Source organism: Acinetobacter sp. G18, from assembly GCF_052660225.1.
The window spans coordinates 3,011,344-3,036,758 of sequence record NZ_CP109658.1 but is presented as its reverse complement, the minus strand read 5'-3'; the positions used below and the strand labels follow the sequence as shown (position 1 = coordinate 3,036,758).

24 protein-coding genes, 6 tRNA genes and 1 other RNA gene are annotated in these 25,415 nt (G+C 40.3%); 16 read left to right on the top strand and 15 right to left on the bottom strand.

Annotated elements, in window-relative coordinates; genetic code table 11:
• Positions 1-46: 46 nt before the first annotated feature.
• From panD to NE363_RS14315, 11 genes are all read right to left on the bottom strand, one after another.
• On the bottom strand, positions 47-427 hold the full coding sequence (panD, locus tag NE363_RS14365; protein ID WP_004703382.1) for an aspartate 1-decarboxylase: 381 nt from the start codon (positions 425-427) through the stop codon (positions 47-49).
• Positions 428-557: 130 nt separating this feature from the next.
• The gene (gene pth / locus NE363_RS14360; RefSeq protein WP_445535323.1) at positions 558-1,139 is read right to left on the bottom strand and encodes an aminoacyl-tRNA hydrolase; all 582 of its coding nucleotides are present in this window, start codon (positions 1,137-1,139) and stop codon (positions 558-560) included.
• A gap of 20 nt (positions 1,140-1,159) precedes the next feature.
• A complete protein-coding gene (gene rplY, locus NE363_RS14355; RefSeq protein ID WP_002050375.1) occupies positions 1,160-1,456 on the bottom strand; it encodes a 50S ribosomal protein L25 in 297 nt (98 codons plus the stop codon).
• Positions 1,457-1,553: 97 nt separating this feature from the next.
• Positions 1,554-2,504 carry a ribose-phosphate pyrophosphokinase gene (locus tag NE363_RS14350; protein WP_002120445.1) on the bottom strand — a complete coding sequence of 317 codons (951 nt, stop codon included), beginning with the start codon at positions 2,502-2,504 and terminating at the stop codon, positions 1,554-1,556.
• Between the two features lie 36 nt (positions 2,505-2,540).
• Positions 2,541-2,615, bottom strand: a tRNA-Gln gene (locus NE363_RS14345).
• A gap of 92 nt (positions 2,616-2,707) precedes the next feature.
• Positions 2,708-2,782 (bottom strand) — tRNA-Gln (locus NE363_RS14340).
• 18 nt (positions 2,783-2,800) lie between these two features.
• Positions 2,801-2,875 (bottom strand) — tRNA-Gln (locus NE363_RS14335).
• A 26-nt stretch (positions 2,876-2,901) separates the two neighbouring features.
• Positions 2,902-2,976, bottom strand: a tRNA-Gln gene (locus NE363_RS14330).
• Positions 2,975-3,808: a 4-(cytidine 5'-diphospho)-2-C-methyl-D-erythritol kinase gene (gene ispE / locus NE363_RS14325; RefSeq protein WP_445535322.1), complete on the bottom strand. Its 834-nt coding sequence runs from the start codon at positions 3,806-3,808 to the stop codon at positions 2,975-2,977. Before ispE ends, NE363_RS14330 begins: the two co-directional genes overlap by 2 nt.
• Before the next feature lie 18 nt (positions 3,809-3,826).
• The gene (gene lolB, locus NE363_RS14320) at positions 3,827-4,405 is read right to left on the bottom strand and encodes a lipoprotein insertase outer membrane protein LolB (protein WP_077163880.1); all 579 of its coding nucleotides are present in this window, start codon (positions 4,403-4,405) and stop codon (positions 3,827-3,829) included.
• Positions 4,406-4,409: 4 nt separating this feature from the next.
• Positions 4,410-6,119 (bottom strand): tetratricopeptide repeat protein, encoded by a 1,710-nt coding sequence (locus NE363_RS14315; RefSeq protein WP_445536391.1) that lies wholly within the window; start codon positions 6,117-6,119, stop codon positions 4,410-4,412.
• Positions 6,120-6,207: 88 nt separating this feature from the next.
• Here NE363_RS14315 and hemA point away from each other — a divergent pair, with 88 nt between their 5' ends.
• The gene (hemA, locus tag NE363_RS14310) at positions 6,208-7,491 is read left to right on the top strand and encodes a glutamyl-tRNA reductase (protein WP_077164615.1); all 1,284 of its coding nucleotides are present in this window, start codon (positions 6,208-6,210) and stop codon (positions 7,489-7,491) included.
• Here the strand turns inward: hemA and NE363_RS14305 are convergent.
• Together NE363_RS14305 and NE363_RS14300 are read right to left on the bottom strand one after the other, a co-directional pair.
• Positions 7,488-9,353, bottom strand: a complete 1,866-nt coding sequence (locus NE363_RS14305; protein WP_077170010.1) for a DNA primase — start codon at positions 9,351-9,353, stop codon at positions 7,488-7,490. The two genes, hemA and NE363_RS14305, sit on opposite strands and share 4 nt — an antisense overlap.
• Before the next feature lie 158 nt (positions 9,354-9,511).
• Positions 9,512-10,630, bottom strand: coding sequence for an outer membrane protein assembly factor BamD (locus tag NE363_RS14300; RefSeq protein ID WP_445535321.1), 1,119 nt, complete (start codon positions 10,628-10,630; stop codon positions 9,512-9,514).
• A 71-nt stretch (positions 10,631-10,701) separates the two neighbouring features.
• On the opposite strand from NE363_RS14300, the gene rluD reads away from it, so the two are divergent.
• The 3 genes from rluD to NE363_RS14285 all read left to right on the top strand — a co-directional run bounded on the left by rluD (position 10,702) and on the right by NE363_RS14285 (position 13,278).
• The gene (rluD, locus tag NE363_RS14295) at positions 10,702-11,754 is read left to right on the top strand and encodes a 23S rRNA pseudouridine(1911/1915/1917) synthase RluD (RefSeq protein ID WP_004703372.1); all 1,053 of its coding nucleotides are present in this window, start codon (positions 10,702-10,704) and stop codon (positions 11,752-11,754) included.
• An 11-nt stretch (positions 11,755-11,765) separates the two neighbouring features.
• Positions 11,766-12,503, top strand: coding sequence for a peptidoglycan editing factor PgeF (pgeF, locus tag NE363_RS14290; protein ID WP_445535320.1), 738 nt, complete (start codon positions 11,766-11,768; stop codon positions 12,501-12,503).
• A gap of 223 nt (positions 12,504-12,726) precedes the next feature.
• On the top strand, positions 12,727-13,278 hold the full coding sequence (locus NE363_RS14285; RefSeq protein ID WP_445535319.1) for a flavodoxin family protein: 552 nt from the start codon (positions 12,727-12,729) through the stop codon (positions 13,276-13,278).
• 50 nt (positions 13,279-13,328) lie between these two features.
• On the opposite strand, the gene smpB is transcribed toward NE363_RS14285, so the two are convergent.
• Complete coding sequence (gene smpB / locus NE363_RS14280; protein ID WP_004641603.1) at positions 13,329-13,805, bottom strand: SsrA-binding protein SmpB; 477 nt, start codon at positions 13,803-13,805, stop codon at positions 13,329-13,331.
• 135 nt (positions 13,806-13,940) lie between these two features.
• On the opposite strand from smpB, the gene coaD reads away from it, so the two are divergent.
• The 5 genes from coaD (at position 13,941) to NE363_RS14255 (ending at position 16,553) form a co-directional block, all read left to right on the top strand.
• Positions 13,941-14,432 carry a pantetheine-phosphate adenylyltransferase gene (coaD, locus tag NE363_RS14275; RefSeq protein WP_000047853.1) on the top strand — a complete coding sequence of 164 codons (492 nt, stop codon included), beginning with the start codon at positions 13,941-13,943 and terminating at the stop codon, positions 14,430-14,432.
• A gap of 1 nt (position 14,433) precedes the next feature.
• Positions 14,434-14,697: a YfhL family 4Fe-4S dicluster ferredoxin gene (locus NE363_RS14270; protein ID WP_004703368.1), complete on the top strand. Its 264-nt coding sequence runs from the start codon at positions 14,434-14,436 to the stop codon at positions 14,695-14,697.
• Positions 14,698-14,724: 27 nt separating this feature from the next.
• An RNA gene (rnpB, locus tag NE363_RS14265) (RNase P RNA component class A) lies at positions 14,725-15,079 on the top strand.
• A 64-nt stretch (positions 15,080-15,143) separates the two neighbouring features.
• Positions 15,144-15,220: transfer RNA gene (locus NE363_RS14260), tRNA-Met, on the top strand.
• A gap of 148 nt (positions 15,221-15,368) precedes the next feature.
• On the top strand, positions 15,369-16,553 hold the full coding sequence (locus tag NE363_RS14255; RefSeq protein ID WP_445535318.1) for a porin: 1,185 nt from the start codon (positions 15,369-15,371) through the stop codon (positions 16,551-16,553).
• A 53-nt stretch (positions 16,554-16,606) separates the two neighbouring features.
• On the opposite strand, the gene NE363_RS14250 is transcribed toward NE363_RS14255, so the two are convergent.
• Positions 16,607-17,587, bottom strand: a complete 981-nt coding sequence (locus NE363_RS14250; RefSeq protein ID WP_004710275.1) for a LysR family transcriptional regulator — start codon at positions 17,585-17,587, stop codon at positions 16,607-16,609.
• Between the two features lie 103 nt (positions 17,588-17,690).
• Between NE363_RS14250 and NE363_RS14245 the strand changes: the two genes are divergently transcribed.
• The 7 genes from NE363_RS14245 to NE363_RS14215 all read left to right on the top strand — a co-directional run bounded on the left by NE363_RS14245 (position 17,691) and on the right by NE363_RS14215 (position 25,374).
• Positions 17,691-18,803 (top strand): tartrate dehydrogenase, encoded by a 1,113-nt coding sequence (locus tag NE363_RS14245; RefSeq protein WP_191015591.1) that lies wholly within the window; start codon positions 17,691-17,693, stop codon positions 18,801-18,803.
• A 20-nt stretch (positions 18,804-18,823) separates the two neighbouring features.
• Positions 18,824-20,476, top strand: a complete 1,653-nt coding sequence (locus NE363_RS14240) for a BCCT family carnitine transporter (RefSeq protein WP_216133844.1) — start codon at positions 18,824-18,826, stop codon at positions 20,474-20,476.
• 11 nt (positions 20,477-20,487) lie between these two features.
• Positions 20,488-21,462 carry an alpha/beta hydrolase gene (locus NE363_RS14235; protein ID WP_191012712.1) on the top strand — a complete coding sequence of 325 codons (975 nt, stop codon included), beginning with the start codon at positions 20,488-20,490 and terminating at the stop codon, positions 21,460-21,462.
• Between the two features lie 42 nt (positions 21,463-21,504).
• A complete protein-coding gene (gene cntA / locus NE363_RS14230; RefSeq protein ID WP_191012713.1) occupies positions 21,505-22,620 on the top strand; it encodes a carnitine monooxygenase subunit alpha in 1,116 nt (371 codons plus the stop codon).
• Between the two features lie 64 nt (positions 22,621-22,684).
• The gene (locus tag NE363_RS14225) at positions 22,685-24,136 is read left to right on the top strand and encodes an NAD-dependent succinate-semialdehyde dehydrogenase (protein ID WP_134262145.1); all 1,452 of its coding nucleotides are present in this window, start codon (positions 22,685-22,687) and stop codon (positions 24,134-24,136) included.
• A 47-nt stretch (positions 24,137-24,183) separates the two neighbouring features.
• Positions 24,184-25,140 carry a carnitine monooxygenase, reductase subunit CntB gene (gene cntB / locus NE363_RS14220; protein WP_191012715.1) on the top strand — a complete coding sequence of 319 codons (957 nt, stop codon included), beginning with the start codon at positions 24,184-24,186 and terminating at the stop codon, positions 25,138-25,140.
• A gap of 157 nt (positions 25,141-25,297) precedes the next feature.
• A tRNA-Met gene (locus tag NE363_RS14215) sits at positions 25,298-25,374 on the top strand.
• Positions 25,375-25,415 lie beyond the last annotated feature (41 nt).

Genomic DNA, 25,415 nt, shown 5'->3' with positions numbered 1-25,415 from the left:
AAAAAAAGCCCGTATTACGGGCTTTCTTGTTTTTTTTAATCTTTAATTAGGCAACTTGTACAGGAATGCAGTTCGCTGTGTGGTTGACTGTATTATTTGGATTTGCATAGACCAAACGTGGTTTGTGAGCATTTGCTTCAGCTTCTGTGAAGTCACCAAACGTAGCAATAATAACTAAATCACCAACATCTGCTTGGTGAGCAGCACCACCGTTTACTGAAATAATGCCAGAGTTGTCTTCACCACGGATCGCGTAAGTTGTGAAGCGCTTGCCATTAGTTACGTTCCAAACGTGGATTTCTTCGTATTCACGAATACCAGCTAAATCCATCAATACGCCATCAATTGCACAAGAACCTTCATAGTGAAGTTCAGCATGGGTTACAACTGCACGGTGAATTTTGCATTTTAATAAACGAGATAGCATGGCTAGCGTCTCCTGAGTAGACCTAAGAAGATCTTATAGTGAAATCTTTTGCCTTTGCCGTTCTGGCAAGGTGGCTGATGCGCATTTTGCTCCTAAAAAAGCAAGATAGCAAGCTTGATTGTTCAACAATTCAAGCTGGTTTATACGCATTAATTTGGTTCATAGCTTGTGGTACCTGTCCTTGAACAAGTAACTTCACTTTAGAGAGAGCATGATCAATTGCTCCGTCCATTAAGCTTTGTTCACTGCTTGGTGCTTTTCCAAGTACATGCCCAGAAACTCTTTCTTTTGAACCTGGATGTCCAATACCAATTCGTAAACGATGAAAGTTTGGACCAATATGTGGGACAATATCACGTAAACCGTTATGCCCACCGTGCCCACCGCCTGTTTTAAGACGAATTACACCAGGGTTCATATCAAGTTCATCATGAGCAATCAGAATTGCTTCAGGAGCAATTTGATAGAATTTTGAGAAAGGAACAACACTTTGACCGGAACGGTTCATATACGTCGTTGGTAGAAGTAAGCGAACATCATGCCCCTCTATATTACCACGACCACTGATTCCGTGAAATTTTGGATCATTTTTTAATGTAATGCCATATTTATCTGCAAGCTGTTCAACGAACCAAAAACCTGCATTATGGCGGGTTTGGGCATATTCTGAACCAGGATTGCCCAAACCAACAATTAGCGAAATATTTGACACTAATTTACGCCTTTAAACACTTATGCGCGTTTGAAGTCAGCGTGCATAGGAGTGTTTTTAGATGGGTGACGTTGTAACGCTTGGATTTTAACGTTTTCAACTTTGTCGCCCACTTTGATTTCTACAACTTCTTCAAAGAAAGCATTGCTTTCTAAAGCTTTTACAAGCTCACGAAGTTCTAAAGTTACACTTACAGGCTCAGCGTTACCGCCGTAGATGATAGCTGGAACTAAAGATTCGCGACGAAGGCGGCGGCTCGCACCTTTCCCTTGTTTGTCTTCAGCACGCGCTTGAGCGTTGAATACGAAGTTTGCCATGAGATAAATCCTCATTAAAGATTAAATAAACTAAACTTGCGACCAGTTTAGTGATAGAAAACCCCAGCCAAAGCCAGGGTTAAGAAAAGCTGCAATATTATAAACTATCGAACATCGCGCTGATAGATTCTTCGTTATTAATACGACGAATCGTTTCCGCAACCATGCTAGCAACAGAAACCTGACGGATTTTACCTAAGGTTAATGCTTCTTCAGAAAGAGGAATTGTGTCAGTTACAACTAACTCATCAATGACTGAGTTGCGTAAGTTCTCAATTGCTTTACCTGAAAGTACAGGGTGTGTTGCATAAGCAACAACACGGCGTGCACCGAATTGTTTAAGCGCATCAGCTGCTTTACACAATGTACCAGCAGTATCAACCATGTCATCTACAATAACGCAATCACGATCTTTTACATCACCAATTAAGTGCATAACTTGCGACTCATTGGCTTTTTGACGACGTTTGTCGATGATTGCTAAATCGATATCACCCATCTGTTTGGCAACAGCACGAGCACGTACTACACCACCAACGTCAGGAGAAACCACCATAAGGTTATCATGTTGTTGTTGACGTAAGTCAGCAAGCAAAGCAGGAGTACCATAGATGTTGTCGACTGGAATATCGAAGAAGCCCTGAATTTGGTCAGCATGTAAGTCAATCATTACGACACGATCAATACCAACAGTGGTAAGCATGTCTGCAACAACTTTAGCTGTAATCGGCACACGTGCAGAACGTGGACGACGGTCTTGGCGAGCATAACCAAAATAAGGGATAACAGCGGTAATACGACCAGCACTTGCACGACGCAAAGCATCTGCCATAACCAAGATTTCCATAAGGTTATCATTGGTAGGGGCACAAGTAGGCTGAACGATAAATACGTCTTTACCACGAACATTTTCAGTAATTTCTACTGAAATTTCTCCATCAGAAAAGTGACCGACTGATGCAGCACCTAGAGGGATATGTAAGTGACTTACGACTTTTTGAGCGAACTGTGGATGAGCATTTCCACTAAAAACGACAAGATTGGGCATGAAGCACCCTTGGCGGTTGGTATGTAATGAAGTAGATGGCAGGGGCGGCTGGATTCGAACCAACGGATGCCGAGATCAAAACCCGGTGCCTTACCACTTGGCGACGCCCCTAATGCGGCAGAACTTTAATATTTTTGCAATGCAATGTCAAGGATAATCAACAAAAAGCAAGGCAATTAAGTCTGTCTTTAAAATAAGAAGAATGGCAGGGGCGGCTGGATTCGAACCAACGGATGCCGAGATCAAAACCCGGTGCCTTACCACTTGGCGACGCCCCTAAATTTGATGATATATAATGGCAGGGGCGGCTGGATTCGAACCAACGGATGCCGAGATCAAAACCCGGTGCCTTACCACTTGGCGACGCCCCTAATATAATCATCATTACAGGTGAAATTGGCAGGGGCGGCTGGATTCGAACCAACGGATGCCGAGATCAAAACCCGGTGCCTTACCACTTGGCGACGCCCCTAACTTGTAACTTTAAAATGATTAAGAGGAGATTCTTTTAAACTATTTACCACATAAGCTTTACATGGTGAATGCTTAAGAATGTCATCAATATTCATTTCATTCGTTACTTCAGTAAAAACACAAGCACCTGTACCTGTAAGCTTTGCTTGACCAAATTGATCAAGATATTGCATTGCTTCTTCAACTTCAGGGTATAACTTTCTAGCCAAAGGCTCAAAGTTATTTCCAAAATTAGAAGGTTCTAACTGATAGGCGCAAAATTTAGTGGTCTTAGAGTCTCTTGTCAATGTTTTTTGTGAAAAAAGCAATTGAGTGCTGATAAAACAATCAGGTTTTAAAATAATGAACTGTTTTTGATCTAAGTCTATGAATGATAAATGTTCACCTATGCCTTCAGCCCATGCATTTTTACCATAAATAAAAATAGGAACATCGGCACCGAGCTTTATGCCATAGTCAGCAAGTTCATCCTGACTTAGTCCACATTGCCATAATTGATTTAAAACAATGAGGGTTGTAGCTGCATTAGAGGAACCTCCGCCTAGACCTGCACCCATTGGAATATTTTTCTCAATTTTGATGTGCAGACCAGAGAGTTTTTTTGCATGCGGTTTAAGTATTTGCGCAGCTTTATAAATCAGATTTTGTTCAAGTTGAACTTCTCCTAAACCCTCAATCTGGATTTCATCTTTATCAATAAGAGAAAAAGTCATCCAGTCATATAAATCAATGAGTTGGAAAATAGTTTGCAGTTCATGATAACCATTTTCACGACGTCCTGTGATATGTAAAAACAGGTTGAGCTTAGCTGGGGAAGGAACTCGAATCATAGATTTAAATAATTAGATTTAACGGTTTTGGATGACCATTGTAATACGGTTTTCTTTATCTTCAGCAAGTGCCTGCTTCAAAACCAGTTTATTTGGCAAAGTTTGTTCGCCATCATAACTAAAATTAACCGTCCAGCCATCTTCGATGAGTTGGCTCACACGATTTGCATTATCTTTGCTAATTTGGGCATTTAAAGTTGCTGGCTTTGCTAAAATCCAACTGGTTAAATGGGTAATTGGTGCTTGCCAACCTGTAGCACGTTCTAAAAGTTCTTCAGGTGATGCGGCTGTAATCACGCCAGTTTTAGCACTGTTTAAAGTGACTTCACCCGGTTTTCCCTGAATTTGTGTTTTTCCAACACCTAAAATGCCACTTAATTCGATATCAAAATTATCTTGTTGCTGAACCCATGTGAAGAATGCACTACCACTTTGCTGTGGGGTGCGCACACCAATTTTACCTTGTAAGTTGAAATGTTTTTCATCTTGCACTTGGTGGGAAATTGCGGGTTTGGGCTGAGTAAAATGCTGACAACCGGTTAAAAATAACACACTTGATCCACAGATCGCTGTGCACAGTTGGGCAAATTTGCTCATATATTTAACTCTTTTTTGCTGATGTAGGTAAAATTAACGCATCAAGCTGGTGTAATTGTGGATCATTCGCGTGCTTTTGTTTCAGTTGTTGTAACACAGCACTAAATTCAGTTAATGATCCTTGCATATACAGTGCCTTAGCGTAACGAATCCCAATATTTATGTTATGACTAAGCTCGTAAGCTTTGCCTAAAGCTTCCGCTGCGCCCTCATAATCATTTTGTAAAAATGCGATATAGCCCAGTGTATCCAAAATCGAAGCTTGTTCTGGTGCATATTCCAATGCTTGTTCAGCATATTGTCGTGCTTCTTTTAATCTACGGTTTTGTAAAGCCAGCGTATATGCATAGGCATTCAGATAGGTCGGACTATTTGGTTCTAATAGTAATAATTGCTTAAGTGTTTTATCAAGTTTATCGCGGTCGGTATAAGGGTCTAATAATAAAACTTCTGCATAGATGAGTTCCGGATCATCCGGTAAGTTTTTGATTGCTTCATCTAATAAATTTAATGCAGCTTTTTTATTGCCCATTTTCTTTAAAATTTCGGCTTGTGCCTGATAGAGAAAGCTTGCATGCTGTGGATAATTAACTCGTTCTTGAGTTAAAAACCGTAATGCATCATGTAAATTTTCTTGTTTATCATAGATCGCAATTAGATTTCGTCTTGAAACAATGTAAAGGCTACCATCAACTAAACGGTAATAAGCTTTGGCAGTTTCATAGTGCTGTTTTCGCTCAGCATTAATAGCTAAGTAGTAATATGCTTCGTTTTGATATTTTGCAGAGTTGCGTAAATCAACTAAATATTGTTCAGCTTTATCATATTGCTTGAGGTCAATACTGGTTAGACCTGCAATAAATAATGCTTCTTCAGCCCGAGGATTACTCTCAATAATTTTTTCTAATTTTTCAAGAGCAAGTTGAGGCTGATTAATCTGAATGAGATAACGGACCTCAGCTAAGTGAATATCTAGATTTTTCTTATATTTACGGCTTGATTTTGCATACCATTTTAAAGCACCTTCTTGATCATTTAGAGCAATCAATAGGTTCGCTTTCATCAAGATAAAGCTGGTTACTTTTGGACGACGGCGTAGCGCACGGTTAATGGTATTTAGAGCAGGTTCTAATTGACCATTTTGTGCTTCTAGGTTAGCAATAAGCGCTAAAATAGAAGGATTTTCCTTTTCTGCACTTGAACGTAAAGCCGTTAATAAAACATCTCGGTCTTGTGCATTTTCGGGTGCAATACTCGCCAGAATTTGTTCAAGATCGGCAGTTGGATCAATTTTTAAAATCTTATCTAAAGTTTCGGCAGCAAGCTGGTATTCATGTGTTTTTAATGCAATATGCGATAAATAAAATAAAGCAGGAACATCTTTGGGTTCTTGAACCACCCAATGTGTTGCAACATTTAATGCGGCTTGTAGATCGTTATATTCAAGAGCGACATCTAGTGCACGCTGTTTAATTGTTGTTGAGTTGCTTCTAATCGCAAGCACAGTGTAGTTGTGTAGTGCTGTAGGAATATCGTCGTAAGCTAAAGCAAACTCTGCGACCATAGTCTGTTGTAGAGCCTGATCAAATGAATGCACTGCATAGGTCTCTTGCAACGGACGTGCATAGACATATGAGGACATGCTACCTAACAATAAGAATGTGGTAGAATACTGTCTTATCGAAGCACCGTTAAAATTAATACGGCTATTCATTTGACGCAATTTTTATTGATCCAAAGTAATGCTTTTTATGACACCGATGTTGCACAATAGCATAAATTTAGCGAAATGATGATCTGATATGTCTTTCTTTGCATTGGGTGTCAACCATCAAACAGCTTCTGTAGAACTCCGCGAGCAAATTGCTTTCAATGCAGAGCGATTAAGTACTTTGCTTGCCGAGCAACGTTATCACGAGTCTTTAAAAGACTTAGTGGTTGTCTCGACCTGTAACCGTACAGAAGTCTACGCCATGGCGGAAGATGCCGAAAGCCTTCTGAAATGGTTAGCCGACGCCAATAATATTGATGTAAAGCATTTAATTCATCATGTTTATCGTTACGAAAATGCTCAAGCCATCACACATTTAATGCGTGTCGCAAGTGGTTTAGATTCACTCATGTTGGGTGAGCCACAAATTCTAGGGCAGGTAAAAAGTGCTTTAGCATTGTCTAAAGAAGCGCAGACGGTTTCTCCTGAATTAAATAGCGTGTTTGAATATGCTTTCTACGCAGCTAAACGTGTTCGGTCAGAAACGGCTGTAGGTAGTCATGCAGTTTCAATGGGTTATGCGGTTGCACAATTAGCTTTACAAGTCTTTAGTAAACCTGAAAAGCTCACAGTAATGGTGGTTGCGGCAGGCGAGATGAACAGTCTGGTGGCTAAGCACTTAGCAGAAATGGGTGTTGCCAAGATTATTATTTGTAATCGCAGTCGTGAGCGTGCCGACCAGTTAGCACAAGAAATTACACATCAAGTTGAAGTTGAGATTATTGATTTTTCAGCTTTATCAGAAAATCTATATCGTGCTGACGTTGTTTCAAGTTGTACAGGCAGTTTGCATCAAGTGATTGCTTATGCGGATGTCAAAAGTGCATTGAAAAAACGTCGTTATCAGCAAATGTTGATGGTGGATTTAGCAGTACCGCGTGATATTGACCCTAAAGTTGAGTCACTTGATGGAGTCTATTTATACGGAGTTGATGACTTACAAAGCGTAATTGATGAAAACTTGGCTCAACGTCGTCAGGCGGCTGTTGAAGCTGAAGTCATGGTGAATCAATTAGCAACTCAATTGATTACGCACCAAAAAGTCAAAGAAGCGGGAGGTACAATCCATGCTTATCGCCAACATAGTGAGGAAATTAGTCAGCAAGAGCTTACTCATGCGTTGAATACTTTGCACAATGGTGTCAATCCAGAGCAAGTTCTCAAAGAATTTGCTCACCGCTTGACACAAAAGTTAATGCATCCAACCTCTATGTTGTTACGTGAAGCTGCTAAAGCAGAAAGTCCTGATTACTTTGAGTGGTTACAACAGCATTTACAGGATGTATTTGACCATGAGCGAAAGCCTAAAAACTAAGAGAGCAGTCTTAAGCTAATTTGTTTGGTGAGCTCATTGAGTTGTTGTCTTAAGTTTCGTGACTCAACTAATGAAATTTTAGATTTTAGTTTTTGACGTAAATATCTTTCTTGTAAACCCAATGCATATTCTTTAGCAAGTTTATCTGCTACTTCAGGTGCCTGAGTTAATGCCTGAATATTGGTTCTTTGCATAATATCTGCAACTTCATGACAATAAGTGCTACATGCGCCTAAAACATAATACGTCGCTAGCTCTTGGTCATCAGGCAATTCATCAAATATACGGTTTAAAATGGCTAATATTTTAGCTAATAATTCATCTTGCGGAATATAGGCACGTAATCCTTCAAAATGAATATAAAGGAAAGGGTGGTGCATCAAAATTGCGACAGCAAAGTCTTCATCTTTTGTTTGGATATTAAATGACAACGATGCATCATGACTAACTTGTGGGGTAAAGCGCTTGCCTAAACCTAATTTTTCACGGAAAGATTGAGTTAATAGATAGCGGAAGGAACCTTGTTTGGGTAATAACTCGGTGAGTTCTCTTAACTCACCCATGACAAGACTCTTACCTTCAGGCGTACTGATATTATGCTGACCAGTAAGATGAGCGAAAACAAAGTCCGATAGTAACGGAGCTTGGTCCAATAACTTTTGGAAGTTTTCGAGCCCTTCACGACGGATTAAGGAGTCTGGATCGTGGTCATTTGGCAATACAAAGAATTTAAGCTCACGACCGTCGTTGAGTAATGGTAATGCAATTTCTAAAGTTCGACGTGCTGCTTTTTGACCAGCTGCATCACCATCAAAGGCAATCGTAATTCGATTATTTTGTTTAAATAAAATATTAAGATGTTCTGTATTACTCGCCGTTCCCAAAGTCGCCACAGCACCAGTAATGCCATATTGCTGTAAAGCAATGACATCCATATATCCTTCAACCATTAACCAGTCATTAGACTTTAATTTTCTGCCTTCATATAACCCATAAAGTAATTGGTTTTTATGGAAAACTTCTGAGTCTGGTGAGTTAATGTATTTTGGTTTAATTTCGTCATTGAGTGCACGACCACCAAAACCAACTACACGGCCTTTAGGGTCTCGAATTGGGAAAATCACACGATCGCGTAAAAGGTCAAAATCGCGACCACTGTCACTGGAACGAATGAGTCCAAGTTGCTTTAAGCCTTCAATGTCGTAAGGGAAAGCTTTTTCTAAATGTTGCCAGTCTTCTGGAGCATAACCTAAACGCCAGAATTGAATTGTTTGGTCGGTTAGGCCGCGTTGTTTAAAGTACTTTTTAGCTTTTTGACTTGTAGGTAATTGGTGTTCGTAAAATTGAGCAACATTTTCCAAAAGGTCGTATAAATTACCTTCTTGTACAGGTTCATCAAAACTAAATGGCTGTTCGAACTGTGCAAAAGGATCATCAAAATATACTGGTTCAAGCGTATTGTACTGATCATCTATAGGTGCTTGAGTATTTGGTTCTACAACTGGTTTTGCTGGAACTGGTGGCTTGGTAACTTGGCGTGTATAAGACAGTTTTTTATTATCAGTATTGTCTTTGGGTAATTCGATACCCGCACTACTCGATAATTCCTTCATCACATCGATAAAGTTTCGGTTATCAATATCCATTAAGAAACGAATTGCATTACCGTTTGCTTGGCAGCCGAAGCAGTGATAGTACTGTTTATCGCGATAAACATGGAATGATGGAGTTTTCTCTTGATGAAAAGGGCAACAACCAGAATATGTTCGTCCGGTCTTTTTCAATTTCACACGTTGACCGATCAGATCGACAATATCTGTGCGATCTAGAATCTGATCAATCGTATGCTGTGGAATTGCCATAATTCAGATAACCGTGTTTAAACTAATGATGCGATAGGTCAGATTATTCTGACATGATGAAACGAGATACGCTCGATAAATATTTTACTATTTTATAAAAACAAACAGGCAAGTCATATCACTTGCCTGTTTGTTGGTTGTTTTTAAGCTGTTATTGCTTATTGAGCAGCGTCGCCAGCTTCAGTCGAAGATGCTGCTGGTGTAGTTGTTGCACCTTCTGCTGCTTTTTCTGGTTTATCAAGTAAACCGAAGCTTAAACGGTTAGTCCAACTGCGTTCAGTTTTTGGAGGCTCAACTGGTGCTTGAGTTGTTTCTTGAGTTTCTTCTTTACCTGAACTACCCATTAAGCCAAAGCTTACACGGTTAAGTAGACTGCGTTTTGGTTCAACTGGAGTAGCTGTTTCTGCCGCTACAGATTTAGATTCGCGACCAAGAATACCCAAGGTAGCACGGTTAATCCAGTTGCCTTCTTTACGCGCAGCGCGCATATTTACCGTGCCATTTTTATTAACAAGGCTAGGATAGTTAAGTTTTAGAACTTCGATGTATTGTTGTGAAGTTGCTTTATCACCCAGTTGGTCATAGCTATATGCCAAAGTTGCTAGGGCTTCTGGCACTTGAGGTGTTTGTGGGTAGTGTTCAATTACCCATTGCGAACGCTCAGCCGCTGCAACCCATGCTTTACGTTTAACGTTAAAGCGAGCAGTATTCATTTCACTTTCAGCAAGCTCTTGACCAATAAACTTCATACGCTGTGCTGCATCGACAGAATATTGGCTGCTTGGGAAGCGGCGAATCAGGTCAACGAAGTTTTGATAAGCAACTTTTAAATAACTGATGTCACGATGAGATTGTTGCAAAGATGTGTAACGCAACAAGCTATCATAGTTCAGTTCCATGTTAGATACGCCACGAACGTAGTAAGCATAATCTACATTTGGATGCTGAGGATTTAAACGAATAAAGCGTTCAGCTAAAGCAATCGCGCCTTCATAATCTTTTTGTTTAAATTTTGAATAGAGAAGTTCAAGTTGTGCTTGTTGTGCGTATTGTCCAGTTGGATAATAAGTATCAATCGCTTCTAAAGATTTAGCAGCGTCAAGATATTGCCCACGATCAAGAGATTTTTGAGCTTTGTCAAAATACGCTTGTTCACTAGATTGAGGCCCAGTATCGACCACTTCTTTTTTACTTGGATTGCTGCTACAGCCCACAAATGCAGACGCTAAACCTAAAGATAGGGCAAGCATCGTAATTTTATAACGTGGTAGCGACATAAAAACTCCTCTGTTATGTTGGGCAATGAGCTACAATTGCGCTATTAAACCACTTTTATCTCAATGATCAAATGACTTCAGCACAATCTTCAAACACAAACTTCTCTGAAACTGACTTCAATTTACTTGAAGATTCTGAGGATGCAGATAACCATACTTCTGATACAACTGCAACACGTTTATCGTTGCAAGTTCAGTTGGATGAAAGCTACTTAGGGCAACGTATCGACCAAGTTGCAGCTATGGTGTGGAGTGAGTTCTCCCGCGAAAAACTGAAACAATGGATGAAGGAAGGTCATCTGTTGGTAAATGGTAACATCGTAAAACCTAAATATCGTTGTGAGGGTATTGAAACCCTAACTTTAAATGTTGAGTTAGAAGCACAGACGACCAGTCAGCCTGAAAATATCCCACTTGATATTGTTTATGAAGATGAAGATATTTTAGTTATTAATAAACCAGTCGGTATGGTGGTCCATCCTGGAGCGGGTAATAGTTCAGGAACTTTAGTGAATGCATTACTTTACCATTTCCCAAAACTGGCAGAGCTTTCACGTGCTGGTTTAGTACATCGTATTGATAAAGATACGAGTGGTTTATTGGTTGTTGCAAAAACGCTAGAAGCCCAATTTTCTTTAAGTAAGCAGTTGGCAAATAAATCGGTTTATCGTTTATATGACTTAGTTGTTTATGGAAATATCATTGCTGGCGGTACGATTGATGAGCCGATTAAACGTCATCCGGTAGACCGTGTGAAAATGGCGATTTTACCGGGCGGACGCGATGCAGTGACTCACTACAATGTAAAAGAACGTTTTAAAGACTTCACTCGTGTGCAAGCGCGTCTAGAAACAGGACGAACACATCAGATTCGTGTGCATTTTAGTTATATTGGTTATGGCTTGATTGGTGATCAGGTTTATATGAACCGTGTACGTGTGCCTGCTGGTGCATCTGAATTACTCATTGAAACTTTACGTGGTTTTAAACGTCAAGCATTACATGCAGCTAAATTAGGCTTGAAACATCCGCGTACTGGTGAAGAAATGCAATTTGAAGCACCATGGCCTGAAGATTTTACTCAGTTAGTAAATGTGTTACGTTCAGAAAACGCAGCCTACTAAGGAACTGAATTATGGAATTTGTTCAAGGTTTACCACAAAGTGTTTTTGTAGGGCAGACGCGTATTCAACATCCTTTTGCATTGCCAACGAACCAAACTGAATTAACGGGTTTTAATCTTGCTTTGCATGTTAAAGATGATGCTGGACGCGTTCAGCAGCATCGAATGATGCTTTTAGATGAGTTTGCTCAGTTTGGCGTTAAGAAAATGACATGGATGACCCAAACACATAGCACGATTTGTCATACGGTAAATGAACAAATTCCCTTTACTGCATTAATAGGTGATGGCTTGGTTACTCAAACCAAAGGCCATGCATTAATGATGATGACAGCCGATTGTTTACCTGTGGTACTTGGCAATGCAGAGGGCACTGAGGTCGCTAACTTACATGCAGGATGGCGAGGTTTGGCAGGTGGCATTATTGAAAATACAGTTACTGCTATGCAGAGTCCACCAACATGGGCTTGGTTAGGAGCTGCGATTAGCCAACCCTGCTTTGAAATTGGAGCCGAAGTAAAAACTGCTTTTTGTAGTAAATATCCTGAATTGGAAACAGCTTTTGTTGATGGAGCGGCACCAGATAAATTTCATGCAGATTTGTATGCGATTGCTCGCTTTATTTTGCAAAGACTCGGTGTGAAAAAAGTTTTAGGTGGAGACCAGTGCTCATATCAACAGCAAGATGAGTATTTCTCTTACCGCCGTGATGCTAAAACGGGTCGTATGGCAACTTTTGTTTTTATGTAGTTTATAAAAATCACAATTCACTTTAAGAAAGTGTGATTGTTGTGATATCAATCTCTTATGTTATTTAGACTTTTAAATAATATAGGAGATTTTTTTATTTTTGGAATTTTAATATTGACTCAAATAATCCGTTAAAAAGCTAATTTTTGATATTCACAGATCGTGGTTTAGCAAGTTTTAATAAAATGCTAAAATACAAAAAATCGCTCAAATTATTAAACTTATGTCTTTGCCTGAAAAACATCTCTCAATTGTCTATCACAGCCCTTATGGCCACACTGCAAAGGTAGCTTCTGCTATTGCTGCTGGAGCGGAAGTGATGGGCGTTAAAGTACATATGATGAATATTGAGCACATTGACTGGGATGTTTTAGATGCTTCACAGGGAATTATTTTGGGCTCGCCAACCTATATGGGCAGTGTAACTGCTGATTTTAAAAAGTTTATGGATAGCACATCCAAACGCTGGAAAAATCGGTTATGGCAAGGCAAGTTGGCTGCTGGTTTTGCAAATTCAGGTGGTTTGAGTGGTGATAAGCTTGCAGTTTTGCAGCAGCTTAATATTTTTGCGATGCAACACGGCATGCTGTGGTCTGGTTTGCCTTTAATGACAACTGGTCATACTGAAACTGATTTAAACCGTTTATCAAGTTGTTTGGGCTTAATGACACAGTCTGATAATGCACCTGTTGAGATTACCCCACCACAAGGTGATTTAGATACTGCTAAATGGTTTGGTGAATATATCGCTGGTCTTTTATATAGATTAAATTAAGTAAATCATGCGATATAAAAAAAGCCTCTAAAAGAGGCTTTTTTACTAAATTACTTATGAAATATACGGGCTTTATCACGCTGCCAGTCGCGGTCTTTTTCAGTCGCACGTTTATCGTGAAGCTGTTTACCTTTCACAAGCGCAATTTCCAGCTTAACTAAATGACCTTTCCAGTAACACGCCAAAGGAACGCATGAGTAACCTTTTTGGTTAACTGCACCCATGAGGTGTTCAAGCTGACGTCGAGAGAGCAATAACTTACGAGTACGTGTTGCTTCAGGAACAACATGGGTCGAAGCCGATAATAAAGGCTGAATTTGTGAGCCAAGTAAAAATGCTTCGCCATTTTTGAAAATGACATAACTTTCTGTCAAAGTCATACGCCCAGCACGTAAGGATTTCACTTCCCAACCTTGAAGTGACATGCCTGCTTCAAATTTTTCTTCGATAAAATAATCATGACGGGCACGTTTGTTTTGTGCGATGGTTCCGCCATTATGTTTCTTTACTACTGTTGCTTTCGCCATAATTCAAACTTCCACAATTGCCTCTATTGTGCCGTAAACTGATGCCAAGGTGAAGTTTTTTCCCACATATCAATATTTCGCCTCATGTATAACTTTTGCTAAAATAGGCGCACAATACAATTAGAGTACTAGCGGATGTCTAAAACGCGTGTAATTTATCCTGGAACATTTGACCCTATCACAAATGGGCACGTTGATTTAGTTACTAGAGCATCAAGAATGTTTGATGAGGTCGTAGTAGCTATTGCAATTGGACATCATAAGAACCCTTTGTTCAGTCTAGAAGAGAGAGTTGCACTGGCACAATCATCATTAGGTCATCTATCAAATGTTGAGTTTGTAGGTTTTGATGGCTTACTGGTTAATTTTTTCAAAGAACAAAAGGCTACAGCGGTACTTCGCGGTTTAAGAGCAGTTTCTGATTTTGAATATGAGTTTCAATTGGCTAATATGAATCGCCAGTTGGACCCACATTTCGAAGCAGTGTTCTTAACACCTTCTGAACAGTATTCTTTTATTTCTTCGACGTTGATTCGAGAAATTGCCCGCTTAAAAGGTGATGTAACCAAGTTTGTTCCGCAAGCTGTGGTTGAAGCTTTTGAACGTAAACATCAACAAGGTTGGTAAAGTGTCGTTATATATCACCGATGAGTGCATAAACTGTGATGTTTGTGAACCAGTTTGCCCAAATGAAGCTATTTTTATGGGTGAAGTGATTTATGAAATTCATCCAGATTTATGTACAGAGTGCGTTGGTCACCATGACCAGCCACAGTGTCAATTATTTTGTCCAGTAGACTGTATTCCTAAAGATCCGCAGCATGAGGAAACGGAAGAACAGCTATTAGACAAATATAAAAGATTAATTGCTCAAAAAAGCACAAGCAATTAGTGAATAAATTTGTTAATATGCGCCCCTGAAGTGAGCTGGATGGTCGCTGCTGTGGAGGTCTTCGTGACTGAAGCAGGAGAGGAAAGTCCGGGCTTCATAGGGCAGGGTGCCAGGTAACGCCTGGGCGGTGAAAGCCGACGGAAAGTGCAGCAGAGAGTAGACCGCCTCATTCGTGAGGTAAGGGTGAAAGGGTGCGGTAAGAGCGCACCGCGTGTCTGGTAACAGTTCACGGCATGGCAAACCCCACCAGAAGCAAGACCAAATAGGAATCCTAGGTGCGGCCCGTACTGGATTCGGGTAGGTCGCTTGAGCGTATGAGTGATTGTACGCCTAGAGGAATGACCATCCTCGACAGAACCCGGCTTATAGGCTCACTTCACCTCATTTTATTTAAAATTTTTCTTGACGCGCGGTAAAGAAGCTAAGATAATGCGCGCACAGTTTACGGCTATGTAGCTCAGTTGGTTAGAGCACCGCACTCATAATGCGGGGGTCACAAGTTCAAGTCTCGTCATAGCCACCATTTTACAGACCACGCTCCTGCGTGGTCTTTTTTTATGCTCATTTTTTGATTAAACACAGTTTGTAAAGACCGACTTTATAGTTCCGGCATTGTTTGTCCAAGCCAATTTATTCATGTTCTTATAACACTTAACAAGGATGTTGAAGACATGAAAAGGTCATTATTATTTTTAGGAATTTTGAGTTTATCTGCGGGTGTACAAGTCTCTGCGGCTGATTTGAGTTGGGGTGATCCAACTTTAGATTCGGGTCAGTTTAAAGTGTCTGGTGCGGTACGTTCCCGTTATTTACATAAGGACTATGTGGTTGGGACGAATGAGGGTTCTCAAAATGATGACTGGCGACTCACAGATATTAAATTAGTTTTGGGTTATGAAAATCCAGATTGGATTGCAGGTCTAGATGCCCGTTGTTACCAATATAATCGTTTGTGTGATGCAATTTTCCTAAAAAAAGCATGGGCAGGCTATAAGCTATCTGACCAGCAAAGAATTACGGTAGGTTTACAGCCTGTTGATTTTGGCTTTGGCGAATTTTGGGGAAGTAGTTATTACGAGACGCTTTTAAATACCGTTGGTTTAGAAGATATTGATAATTTAGGTATTAAATATAAATTTGCAGATGACAAATACAATTTGACCTTAGGTTTCTATCCAACAGATGGAGGAAATTATAAGGGAACGTCAAAAAACTCAAGCCGTTACAGTGGTAATTTTGTTGAAGCTGATGACTTGTCGAATGGCACTAATATTGAAGAAAAAAATATGTGGATTGGCCGAGCATCTAGAAAATTTGAAATTGATAAGACTCAAAATTTTTCGACTGAGCTAGGTGGGTCAGCTTGGTATTCTGATTTAGAAAATAAAAGAACAAATATAGATGGACACCGTAAATCATGGAATATTTTTGCTCAAACCCAATATCAAGCATGGCAATGGATGTTCTTGGCAGGTAAGCAAGATGTGACCAATGGGGATGATTTATTTCCAAATAGTTCAACTATTGGTGCATTCGACTATCCATATCAAGTCGCCAATAAAGGTAAGTATTTAGTCAATGAGATTAATTACACCTTTGCTCAGCCATTTCATCAACTTACCAATATTAAGCCTTATATCTCTCATAGCCGCTTTTTCAAAGATGAGGATGGCTATAAAGACTCTGAACGTTTAATTGCAGGGGTTTATTTTAATTACAAAGCCATTGGTATTCAGGGTGAATATATTATGAGCAAGAATGATCCAATGGTAGGTGGCGGGGCAAATGGCCTTGCACAAGGCAGTAGTAATGATTGGGATAAATTGTTTTATCTTTCAATTGGATATTATTTCTAAAATTTAAGAGTAATTTATTGCCCTAAGTGAATGGTGTTCATTTAGGGCTTTTTTTATAGAAAGACTTTTTCAGGTGGTGGTTCTCGTTTGACGGCTGGTGAAATCAGTTGTCCACGATTTAGGTTTTGCACATGTTGCAAGCGATTAAGTAATTCATTTTGAATAAACAAAATACAGGTTTGCAATTTGGAAGAACTTTTGAGTCGTGATGGATAAACTGCCCAGACGTCTGCATCTTGCCAGTACTCAGGCAAAATATGCTGAAGTTGGCCAGTAATCAATTCGTCTGCAACATCCCAAATTGATCGGAAAATAATACCGTGACCTTCTATAGCAAGTTGATGAATAATTTCGCCGTTATTAGAAACAAAACGTGGTTTGATATGCACGGAGACATCTTCAGAAGCATGTCTAAATTTCCATAATACAGATGATTGATCACGCTCACTAATTGTCAAACAATCATGTGTTTGCAAATCTTCAATACTGTCTGGTACGCCGTGTTTAAGTAAATAGCTTGGTGCTGCACATAAAATTCGAAAGTTAGAGGCTAACTTCTTCGCAATCATGTTTGGCGCAATTTCATTACCAATCCTGATGTCTAAATCAATACTGTGTTGAATCAGATCTTTGGTATTGTCGATGGTGTCAAAATGTATTTGAAGCTTTGGATAAAGCATCATTAATTTAGACAGAATAGGTGCGATATGCTTTCTGCCAAAACCAAAGCTACTAATAATATCCATACGACCCGTAGGTGTACTGAGCGGGTTATTGACCAGTTCACAAACTTCATCAAATTCTTCAAGAATATTTGAAACTCTCTCAAGAATAAGTTTGCCATCTTCCGTCAGGCTAACGTGACGTGTACTGCGATGAAAAAGTTTGCAGCTTAAGGTGTTTTCTAAAATATTAATTCGCTTGCTAATAAAAGCTGGCGATGTCCCAAGTTCCTCAGCAGATTCGACAAAACTTTTCAGTTTGGCGACTGTGCAAAAAACCTTTAAATCCGATAGGTTAGGTAGATTATTCACGATCCGTGTCCATTGGAGTGATAGTTCCGTTGTTGATCATTTTTGCTTAAAACATCATGTTTAAGCCATACAAGGATATTAGTCGAAGGTGTGAAGGAAGCTTATGGCAAAAAGATATAAAGTTGCCACGATTGCAGGCGATGGCATTGGTTTAGAAGTTCTACCAGAAGGCATTAAGGTTGTAAAGGCAGCGGCAGAGAAGCATGGTATTGAGCTTCAACTCGATGCTTTTGATTGGGCAAGCTGCGATTATTACCTTGAGCACGGCAAAATGATGCCAGATGACTGGTTTGAAACCTTGCAAGGTTACGATGCGATCTATTTTGGCGCTGTAGGCTGGCCAGATAAAGTGCCCGATCATATTTCACTTTGGGGTTCGCTACTTCAGTTCCGTCGTCGCTTTGACCAATATGTGAATTTACGTCCAGTGCGCTTAATGCCGGGTGTGAAATGTCCATTGGTAGGTAAAAAACCGGGCGATATTGATTTCTACGTGGTTCGTGAAAACAGTGAAGGTGAATACTCAGCCATTGGTGGTAAAGCTTTTGAAGGGACAGACCGCGAGTTTGTTTTACAAGAAGCCGTATTTACACGCCATGGGGTAGATCGAATTTTGCGTTATGCATTTGAGTTTGCAAATCAGCGTGATGCGAAAAAAATTACTGCAGCGACTAAGTCCAATGGTATTGCGGTCAGCATGCCGTACTGGGATGAACGCGTTGACGCGATGGCAAAACAATATCCACAAATTCAGGCTGATAAACAGCATGTTGATATTTTAGCGGCGCGTTTTGTGTTGCAACCTGAGCGTTTTGATGTGGTTGTAGCATCCAATTTATTTGGCGACATTCTTTCCGATTTAGGTCCTGCATGTACGGGAACCATTGGTTTGGCTGCTTCAGCAAATTTAAACCCAGAAAGAAAATTTCCATCATTGTTTGAACCTGTACATGGTTCGGCACCAGACATTTACGGTAAACAAATTGCTAACCCAATTGCTGCGATTTGGTCGGGTGCCATGATGTTCGAGTTCTTTGGTGAAGAAGACGAGCGCTGCATCCAAGCAGGTCAGGACATTATGCAGGCGATTGAGCATGTATTAATTAATGGGCCAAAGACAGCCGATATCGGCGGTCAGGCAAAAACTTATGAGGTAGGAGATGCAATTGCATCGTGTGTAGCCCAAATTAAAATGGACGTGTTCGCTATGGAATAACGCCATCCAAAAATGGATGTATGGATATGGATAATCAAAACACAAAAATTTATACGGATAAAGTTCTTGCCGTAACCAGCTTACTGTTTGTATTCATTTCAGTTGCTGGTTTGGCGATTTATTCGCAAGAGTCGATCAAGATTGCTGCAACATGGATGCAGTGGACGACATCGATGTTTACAACACCAGTATTACTGTTTGCTTTTTTAGCTATCATTTTTACTTTTGGTCTGGCCTTTAGTAAATACGGAAAAATCAAACTAGGTGAAGGAAAGCCTCAATACACCACGATGTCATGGATTTTTATGTTCATCTTGTCAGGTATTGGGTCTTCTACACTGTACTGGGGCTTCTTGGACTGGGCTTACTATTATCAAACTCCGGGTTTGAGCTTACCGCCTGAGTCAGCAGAAGCATTGAAATATAGCGTGGCTTACTCGTTTTTTCATTCTGGTTTAAGTGCGTGGGCAATTTATGCTTTGGCATCAATTTCTTTGTGCTACAGCTACCATGTGAGAAAAAATAAAGGTTTAAGTTTGGCTTCTGTGATTGAAGCGGTAACAGGCTTTAAATCAACTGGCTTGGTTGGGCGTTTAGTCGACCTTATGTTCTTGCTTTGCATGTTTGGTGCATTGACGATTTCATTAGTACTCACCGCCGTGACATTTACCAATATTTTGTCTCAGCTTACAGGTATTCCAAATACCTTTATGACTAAGGTCATCATTATTTTAGGTGTTTCGGTTCTGTTCGCACTCAGTTCTTATGTGGGCATGGATAAAGGCATGCAGCGTTTAAGTCACATGGTGTGCTTGGGCGTGGTGTTATTTGCGATTTATGTACTTTGCTTTGGTCCAACGCAATTCATTTTGAATAATTCATTAATGAGTTTTGGATTAATGGCAACCAACTTTGTTGATATGAGTCTGTTTACCGACCCAATGGGCGATGGCAAGTTTACTCGTGAATGGACTGTATTTTATTGGTTGTGGTGGATTTCATATGCACCAGGTGTGGCACTCTTTGTAACACGTGTTTCTAAAGGCCGTACCATTAAAGAAGTCATCTTTGCCATGGTGATTGGCGGCAGTGTTGGTCTTTGGTTCATCTTTGGTGTGTTTGAAAACTACAGTGTTTATAGCTTTATTCATGGAGCTGTGAACGTACCGCAAATCTTAAGCCAACAAGGTGGTGAGGTTGCAATTGGTCAGTTGCTCAGTCTGTTACCTGCCGGAAAACTCATGATGTGGATTTTCCTCGGCATCATGGTGGTGTTCTTAGCAGCACATATGGATGCGGTTGGGTATGCGGTTTCAGCAACATGTACACGTGGTTTAAGTGAAGGACAAGATCCATCGCCAAATGCTCGTCTGTTCTGGTGTGTCATGCTGACTTTAGTTCCAATTGCCATGATCTTTAGTAAAGCACCTTTAGACACCATGAAAACAGCGACCATTGTGACGGCTTTACCATTCATTGTGATTATTCTGATTCAAACCTACGGCTTAGTGAAATGGCTGATTCAGGATTATGCCAAAGTCCCATCGCATTTAATTGAGCAACAAGGTTATGATGAAGCGGAAATTGGTTTAAACCAGTCTCAAGATGAACATGCAAAACGAATGCAGCTTGAGCTTGCAAGCTCAATCAAACTGGACAGAAAAACCAGCTAGAGGGAACGGTAATGACTACACATGAACAGACTACTTATGCCTTAAGTGAAGAAATGCAAAGCCTTGTGTATTGGAGCAGCATTTATTCACCAGCAGATGCAGATATTGACTCAGTCCGTGCGGCTTATGATGCGATGTGCCGACACTACACTTTGCCACGTGATGGCAAGATTGAAGTTGAAGATCGCTTTGTTGCAAATGATGAGCATCAAGTTCCTGTCCGTGTGTATTTACCAAAAACCGATCGACCTGAGTCAGGTTGGCCATGTGTATTGTATTTACATGGTGGTGGTTGGATGGTTGGCGGGCTCGATTCACATGAGTTTATTACTAGTTATTTGTGTCAGGACTTAAATGCAGTTGTCATTAGCGTAGATTACCGCATGGCACCAGAGCACCGCTTTCCAGCAGCTTATGAAGATTGTTTAGCAGTTTATCAATGGCTTAAAAAGCATGGTTCAACTTGGCAGATCGATAGCGAAAATATCGTTCTAGCAGGGGATAGTGCTGGCGGTAATTTAGCAGCAGCCCTTGCAGTGCATCTACAGCATAGTGGTATGCAAGCTCAAGGTCTGGCTTTGGTTTATCCATGCTTGAGTACTGCATTTGACACATCCTCTGCACAAAAGCATGCACATGCGCCGTTATTAACAACCGAAGATATGCATTTTTATTTAAAGGAATATGCACCTAACTCACAAGATTGGCAGGATTTACGTCTAGCGCCTTTATTGGCAACGGACTTTTCAGATATGCCTACAAGTTTTGTGGCAGTTGCAGAGTATGACCCTTTAAGTGATGACGGTTATTTCCTTACCCAAAAATTGGAACAAGCAGGCATCCCGAGCGAGTTTCATTTAGGCAAAGGTTTATTACATGGCAGTTTGCGTCTCATGCGTGACTGCCCAGAAGTTCAACAGTTATATCAAAACATGCTGAGTGCGATACGTCGCATGTTTGGCAGTGTCGAAAAGACATCAATTTAATATCGAGTCATTTGGACGAAAAGAATTTAATGGAGTAAAAACATGAGTGCAGTTGAAAAATTACCTGAAGATTTTTGCGCAAACCCAGATGTTGCATGGACTTTCCCTAAAGTTTTCTATACTTCATCACAAGTTTTTGAGCATGAGAAAGAAGCAATCTTTGCTAAAAGCTGGATTTGTGTTGCACATGGCAGTGAATTGGCACAACCGAATGACTATATTACCCGTAAAGTAATTGGTGAAAATATTGTCATCATTCGCGGTAAAGATAGCGTTTTACGTGCGTTTTATAATGTATGCCCACACCGTGGTCATGAGCTTTTAAGTGGTAGTGGTAAAGCAAAAAATGTAATTACTTGCCCATACCATGCATGGACTTTTAAGCTAGATGGTAGCTTAGCTTTGGCACGTAACTGTGACCATGTTGAATCTTTCGATAAAGAAAACTCAAGCATGGTGCCTTTAAAAGTTGAGGAATATGCCGGCTTTGTTTTCATTAATATGGATGAAAACGCGACATGCGTAGAAGACCAACTTCCGGAATTTGCTGAGCGTTTAAATCAAGCATGTAGTGTGATTAAAGATTTGAAACTGGCGGCACGTTTTGTGACAGAAACGCCAGCAAATTGGAAAGTTATTGTCGATAACTACTTAGAATGTTATCACTGTGGGCCTGCACATCCGGGCTTTGCTGACTCAGTACAAGTCGACAAATATTGGCACACCACACATCAAAACTGGACATTACAGTACGGTTTTGCCCGTTCATCAGAGAAGTCATTCAAGCTTGATCCATCAGTAACAGATCCTGAGTTTCATGGGTTCTGGACTTGGCCTTGTACCATGTTTAACGTACCACCGGGCAGTAATTTCATGACGGTAATCTATGAGTTTCCAGTAGATGCAGAAACGACTTTGCAGCATTACGATATTTACTTCACGAACGAAGAACTCACTCAAGATCAGAAAGACTTAATTGAGTGGTATCGCAATGTATTCCGTCCTGAAGATTTGAACTTGGTCGAAAGCGTACAACGTGGTTTGAAATCACGTGGTTATCGTGGCCAAGGTCGTATTATGACTGACAAGCAACGCTCAGGAATTAGTGAGCATGGTATTGCTTACTTCCAAAACCTAGTAGCACAGCATCATAAATAAAAACAAATGGATTTATTCAGGTGTAAAGATGACTTACACCTGATTCTTCAGTTAGGAAGATGATATGTCGAGTTTACAAAGTACTGAATTATTTCAGCAACAAGCCTATATTAACGGACAATGGCTAGCTGCACAGTTAAATGCAACGGTTTCAGTGACTAACCCTGCAACAGGTGAAGAAATTGGCACAATACCAAATATGGGAGCGGCTGAAGCGACTCAAGCAGTCGAGGCTGCTTATACTGCATTACAGAGTTGGAAAGCTTTAACTGCTCAAAACCGTGCAGATATTTTATTGGCTTGGTACAAACTGGTTCTCGATCATACCGATGAACTTGCTTTAATCATGACCATTGAACAAGGAAAACCTTTGGCAGAAGCGAAAGGTGAAGTGCGTTATGCTGCATCATTTATTCAATGGTTTGCCGAAGAAGGCAAGCGTATCTATGGTGATGTGATTCCAACCGTAAATAACCAGCAGCGTTTTATTATCACTAAAGAACCTGTGGGTGTCGTGGCTGCGATTACGCCGTGGAATTTCCCAATCGCCATGATTACTCGTAAAGCTGCACCAGCTTTAGCAGCTGGATGTACGATCGTGATTAAGCCAGCGAATGAGACCCCTTATTGTGCATTAGCGATTGCGAAACTTGCCGAAAAAGCAGGTATTCCAGCTGGTGTGATTAATGTCGTTACAGGTAAATCTCAAGAAATTGGCTCGGTATTTACTTCACATGAAAAAGTGAAGAAGTTGACTTTCACTGGTTCAACGCCAGTAGGGCGTTTATTGATGCAGCAGTGTTCAAGCACCATTAAAAAATTGGCGCTTGAGTTAGGCGGAAATGCTCCTCTGATTGTGTTTGATGATGCCGATTTAGATAAAGCTGTACAAGGCGCGATTTTTGCAAAGTTCCGTAACGCAGGTCAGACTTGTGTTTGTGCTAACCGCATTTATGTACATGACAATATTTATCAAGCTTTTGCCGAGAAGTTTGTACAAGAAGTACAAAAATTTAAAGTCGGTAATGGACTTGAAGATGGGGTGCAAATTGGCCCATTAATTAATGAAAAAGCAGTGTTAAAAGCACAGCAGTTAATTGATGATGCGGTAAGCAAAGGCGCTAAAGTTGCTTGTGGCGGTAAACAGCATGCTTTAGGACAAACGTTTTATGAACCATCAGTTCTAACGAACGTTGACCGTACAATGGAAATTGTCCAAGAAGAAATTTTTGGTCCAGTTGCGCCGCTAATTCGCTTTACAGATGAAGCAGATGTTGTTGCTCAAGCAAATGACACCATTTTTGGTTTGGCTGCGTATGTTTATAGCGAAAATATTTCACGTTTATGGCGAGTGTCAGAACAGCTTGAATATGGAATGGTCGGTATGAATGCCACAGCAATTTCAAATGAGGTTGTACCATTCGGCGGTGTGAAGCAATCAGGTGTTGGGCGTGAAGGCTCAAAGTATGGTCTTGAAGAATTCATGACCATTAAATACATGTGTTTAGGGCTTTAAGGATAAGCCCTAGCAACAAGAAAATGCGGTAAAAGAAGGATTCTAATATGGCTAGTCATTATGAAATGTTCCCAGCGGTTGTGACTCATGTGGAACAGCTAACCCCTTTAATCAAACGGTTTACGTTCAAACGTCAAGATGGGCAGAACTTTCCTCGATTTAGTGGGGGAAGCCATATTATTGTCAAAATGAATGAGCAGCTTTCAAATGCTTACTCATTGATGAGTTGTACGCAAGATCTATCGACTTACCAAGTCTGCGTTCGTAAGGACGTGGAAGGTAAGGGTGGTTCGGTTTTTATGCATGATCAGTGCAATGAAGGCTGTGAAATCCAGATTTCAGAACCAAAAAATTTATTCCCTTTAGCTGAAACAGGCACTAAACATATCTTAATTGCAGGTGGTATTGGTATTACACCATTCTTACCTCAAATGGATGAGCTAGCAGCACGTGGTGCTGAGTATGAATTACATTATGCTTATCGCTCACCTGAGCATGCAGCTTTGTTAGACGAGTTAAAGCAGAAACATGCAGAGCATGTATTTAGTTATGTTGACTCAGAAGGTTGTGCACTGAATTTAGATCAACTCATTTCATCACAGCCTAAAGGTACACATGTCTATGTATGTGGTCCTAAACCCATGATTGATGCGGTAATTGACTGTTGTAATAAGCATCGTTATCGCGATGAATACATTCACTGGGAACAATTTGCCTCAACAGTGCCTGAAGATGGGGAAGCTTTTACAGTTGTACTTGCCAAATCTAATCAGGAAATTGAAGTACAAAGTAACCAGACCATTTTACAAGCTATTGAGACATTAAATATTGATGTGGAATGTCTATGCCGAGAAGGGGTTTGTGGTACATGTGAAACGGCTATTTTAGAAGGTGAAGCAGAGCATTTCGATCAATACTTAAGTGATGCCGAAAAGGCTTCACAAAAGAGCATGATGATTTGTGTATCAAGGGCAAAAGGTAAAAAATTGGTATTAGATCTTTAATATATTTCTGTGGTCGATCAATTGCTTAAATTGTAAATTTGCTAAAAAATGAACAAATAATGGTGATCTGAATCATATTTGTTCATTTGGTGGACATTAAGAGTTTTGAAGTATTGACCTGTTATACAGAACTATAGATAATGCGCACACAGTTTACGGCTATGTAGCTCAGTTGGTTAGAGCACCGCACTCATAATGCGGGGGTCACAAGTTCAAGTCTCGTCATAGCCACCATTTTAAAAACCACGCTCCTGCGTGGTTTCTTTTTATCTATT

Coding starts and splice junctions, on each gene's coding strand:
- NE363_RS14255 (WP_445535318.1), top strand. CDS start 15,369: ATGAAAAGGTCATTATTATTTTTAGGAATTTTGAGTTTATCTGCGGGT.
- cntA (WP_191012713.1), top strand. CDS start 21,505: ATGAGTGCAGTTGAAAAATTACCTGAAGATTTTTGCGCAAACCCAGAT.
- NE363_RS14350 (WP_002120445.1), bottom strand. CDS start 2,504: ATGCCCAATCTTGTCGTTTTTAGTGGAAATGCTCATCCACAGTTCGCT.
- NE363_RS14245 (WP_191015591.1), top strand. CDS start 17,691: ATGGCAAAAAGATATAAAGTTGCCACGATTGCAGGCGATGGCATTGGT.
- rluD (WP_004703372.1), top strand. CDS start 10,702: ATGACTTCAGCACAATCTTCAAACACAAACTTCTCTGAAACTGACTTC.
- NE363_RS14305 (WP_077170010.1), bottom strand. CDS start 9,353: ATGGCAATTCCACAGCATACGATTGATCAGATTCTAGATCGCACAGAT.
- NE363_RS14240 (WP_216133844.1), top strand. CDS start 18,824: ATGGATATGGATAATCAAAACACAAAAATTTATACGGATAAAGTTCTT.
- ispE (WP_445535322.1), bottom strand. CDS start 3,808: ATGATTCGAGTTCCTTCCCCAGCTAAGCTCAACCTGTTTTTACATATC.
- lolB (WP_077163880.1), bottom strand. CDS start 4,405: ATGAGCAAATTTGCCCAACTGTGCACAGCGATCTGTGGATCAAGTGTG.
- panD (WP_004703382.1), bottom strand. CDS start 427: ATGCTATCTCGTTTATTAAAATGCAAAATTCACCGTGCAGTTGTAACC.
- NE363_RS14315 (WP_445536391.1), bottom strand. CDS start 6,119: ATGAATAGCCGTATTAATTTTAACGGTGCTTCGATAAGACAGTATTCT.
- NE363_RS14300 (WP_445535321.1), bottom strand. CDS start 10,630: ATGTCGCTACCACGTTATAAAATTACGATGCTTGCCCTATCTTTAGGT.
- smpB (WP_004641603.1), bottom strand. CDS start 13,805: ATGGCGAAAGCAACAGTAGTAAAGAAACATAATGGCGGAACCATCGCA.
- pgeF (WP_445535320.1), top strand. CDS start 11,766: ATGGAATTTGTTCAAGGTTTACCACAAAGTGTTTTTGTAGGGCAGACG.
- coaD (WP_000047853.1), top strand. CDS start 13,941: ATGTCTAAAACGCGTGTAATTTATCCTGGAACATTTGACCCTATCACA.
- NE363_RS14285 (WP_445535319.1), top strand. CDS start 12,727: ATGTCTTTGCCTGAAAAACATCTCTCAATTGTCTATCACAGCCCTTAT.
- rplY (WP_002050375.1), bottom strand. CDS start 1,456: ATGGCAAACTTCGTATTCAACGCTCAAGCGCGTGCTGAAGACAAACAA.
- hemA (WP_077164615.1), top strand. CDS start 6,208: ATGTCTTTCTTTGCATTGGGTGTCAACCATCAAACAGCTTCTGTAGAA.
- NE363_RS14225 (WP_134262145.1), top strand. CDS start 22,685: ATGTCGAGTTTACAAAGTACTGAATTATTTCAGCAACAAGCCTATATT.
- cntB (WP_191012715.1), top strand. CDS start 24,184: ATGGCTAGTCATTATGAAATGTTCCCAGCGGTTGTGACTCATGTGGAA.
- NE363_RS14235 (WP_191012712.1), top strand. CDS start 20,488: ATGACTACACATGAACAGACTACTTATGCCTTAAGTGAAGAAATGCAA.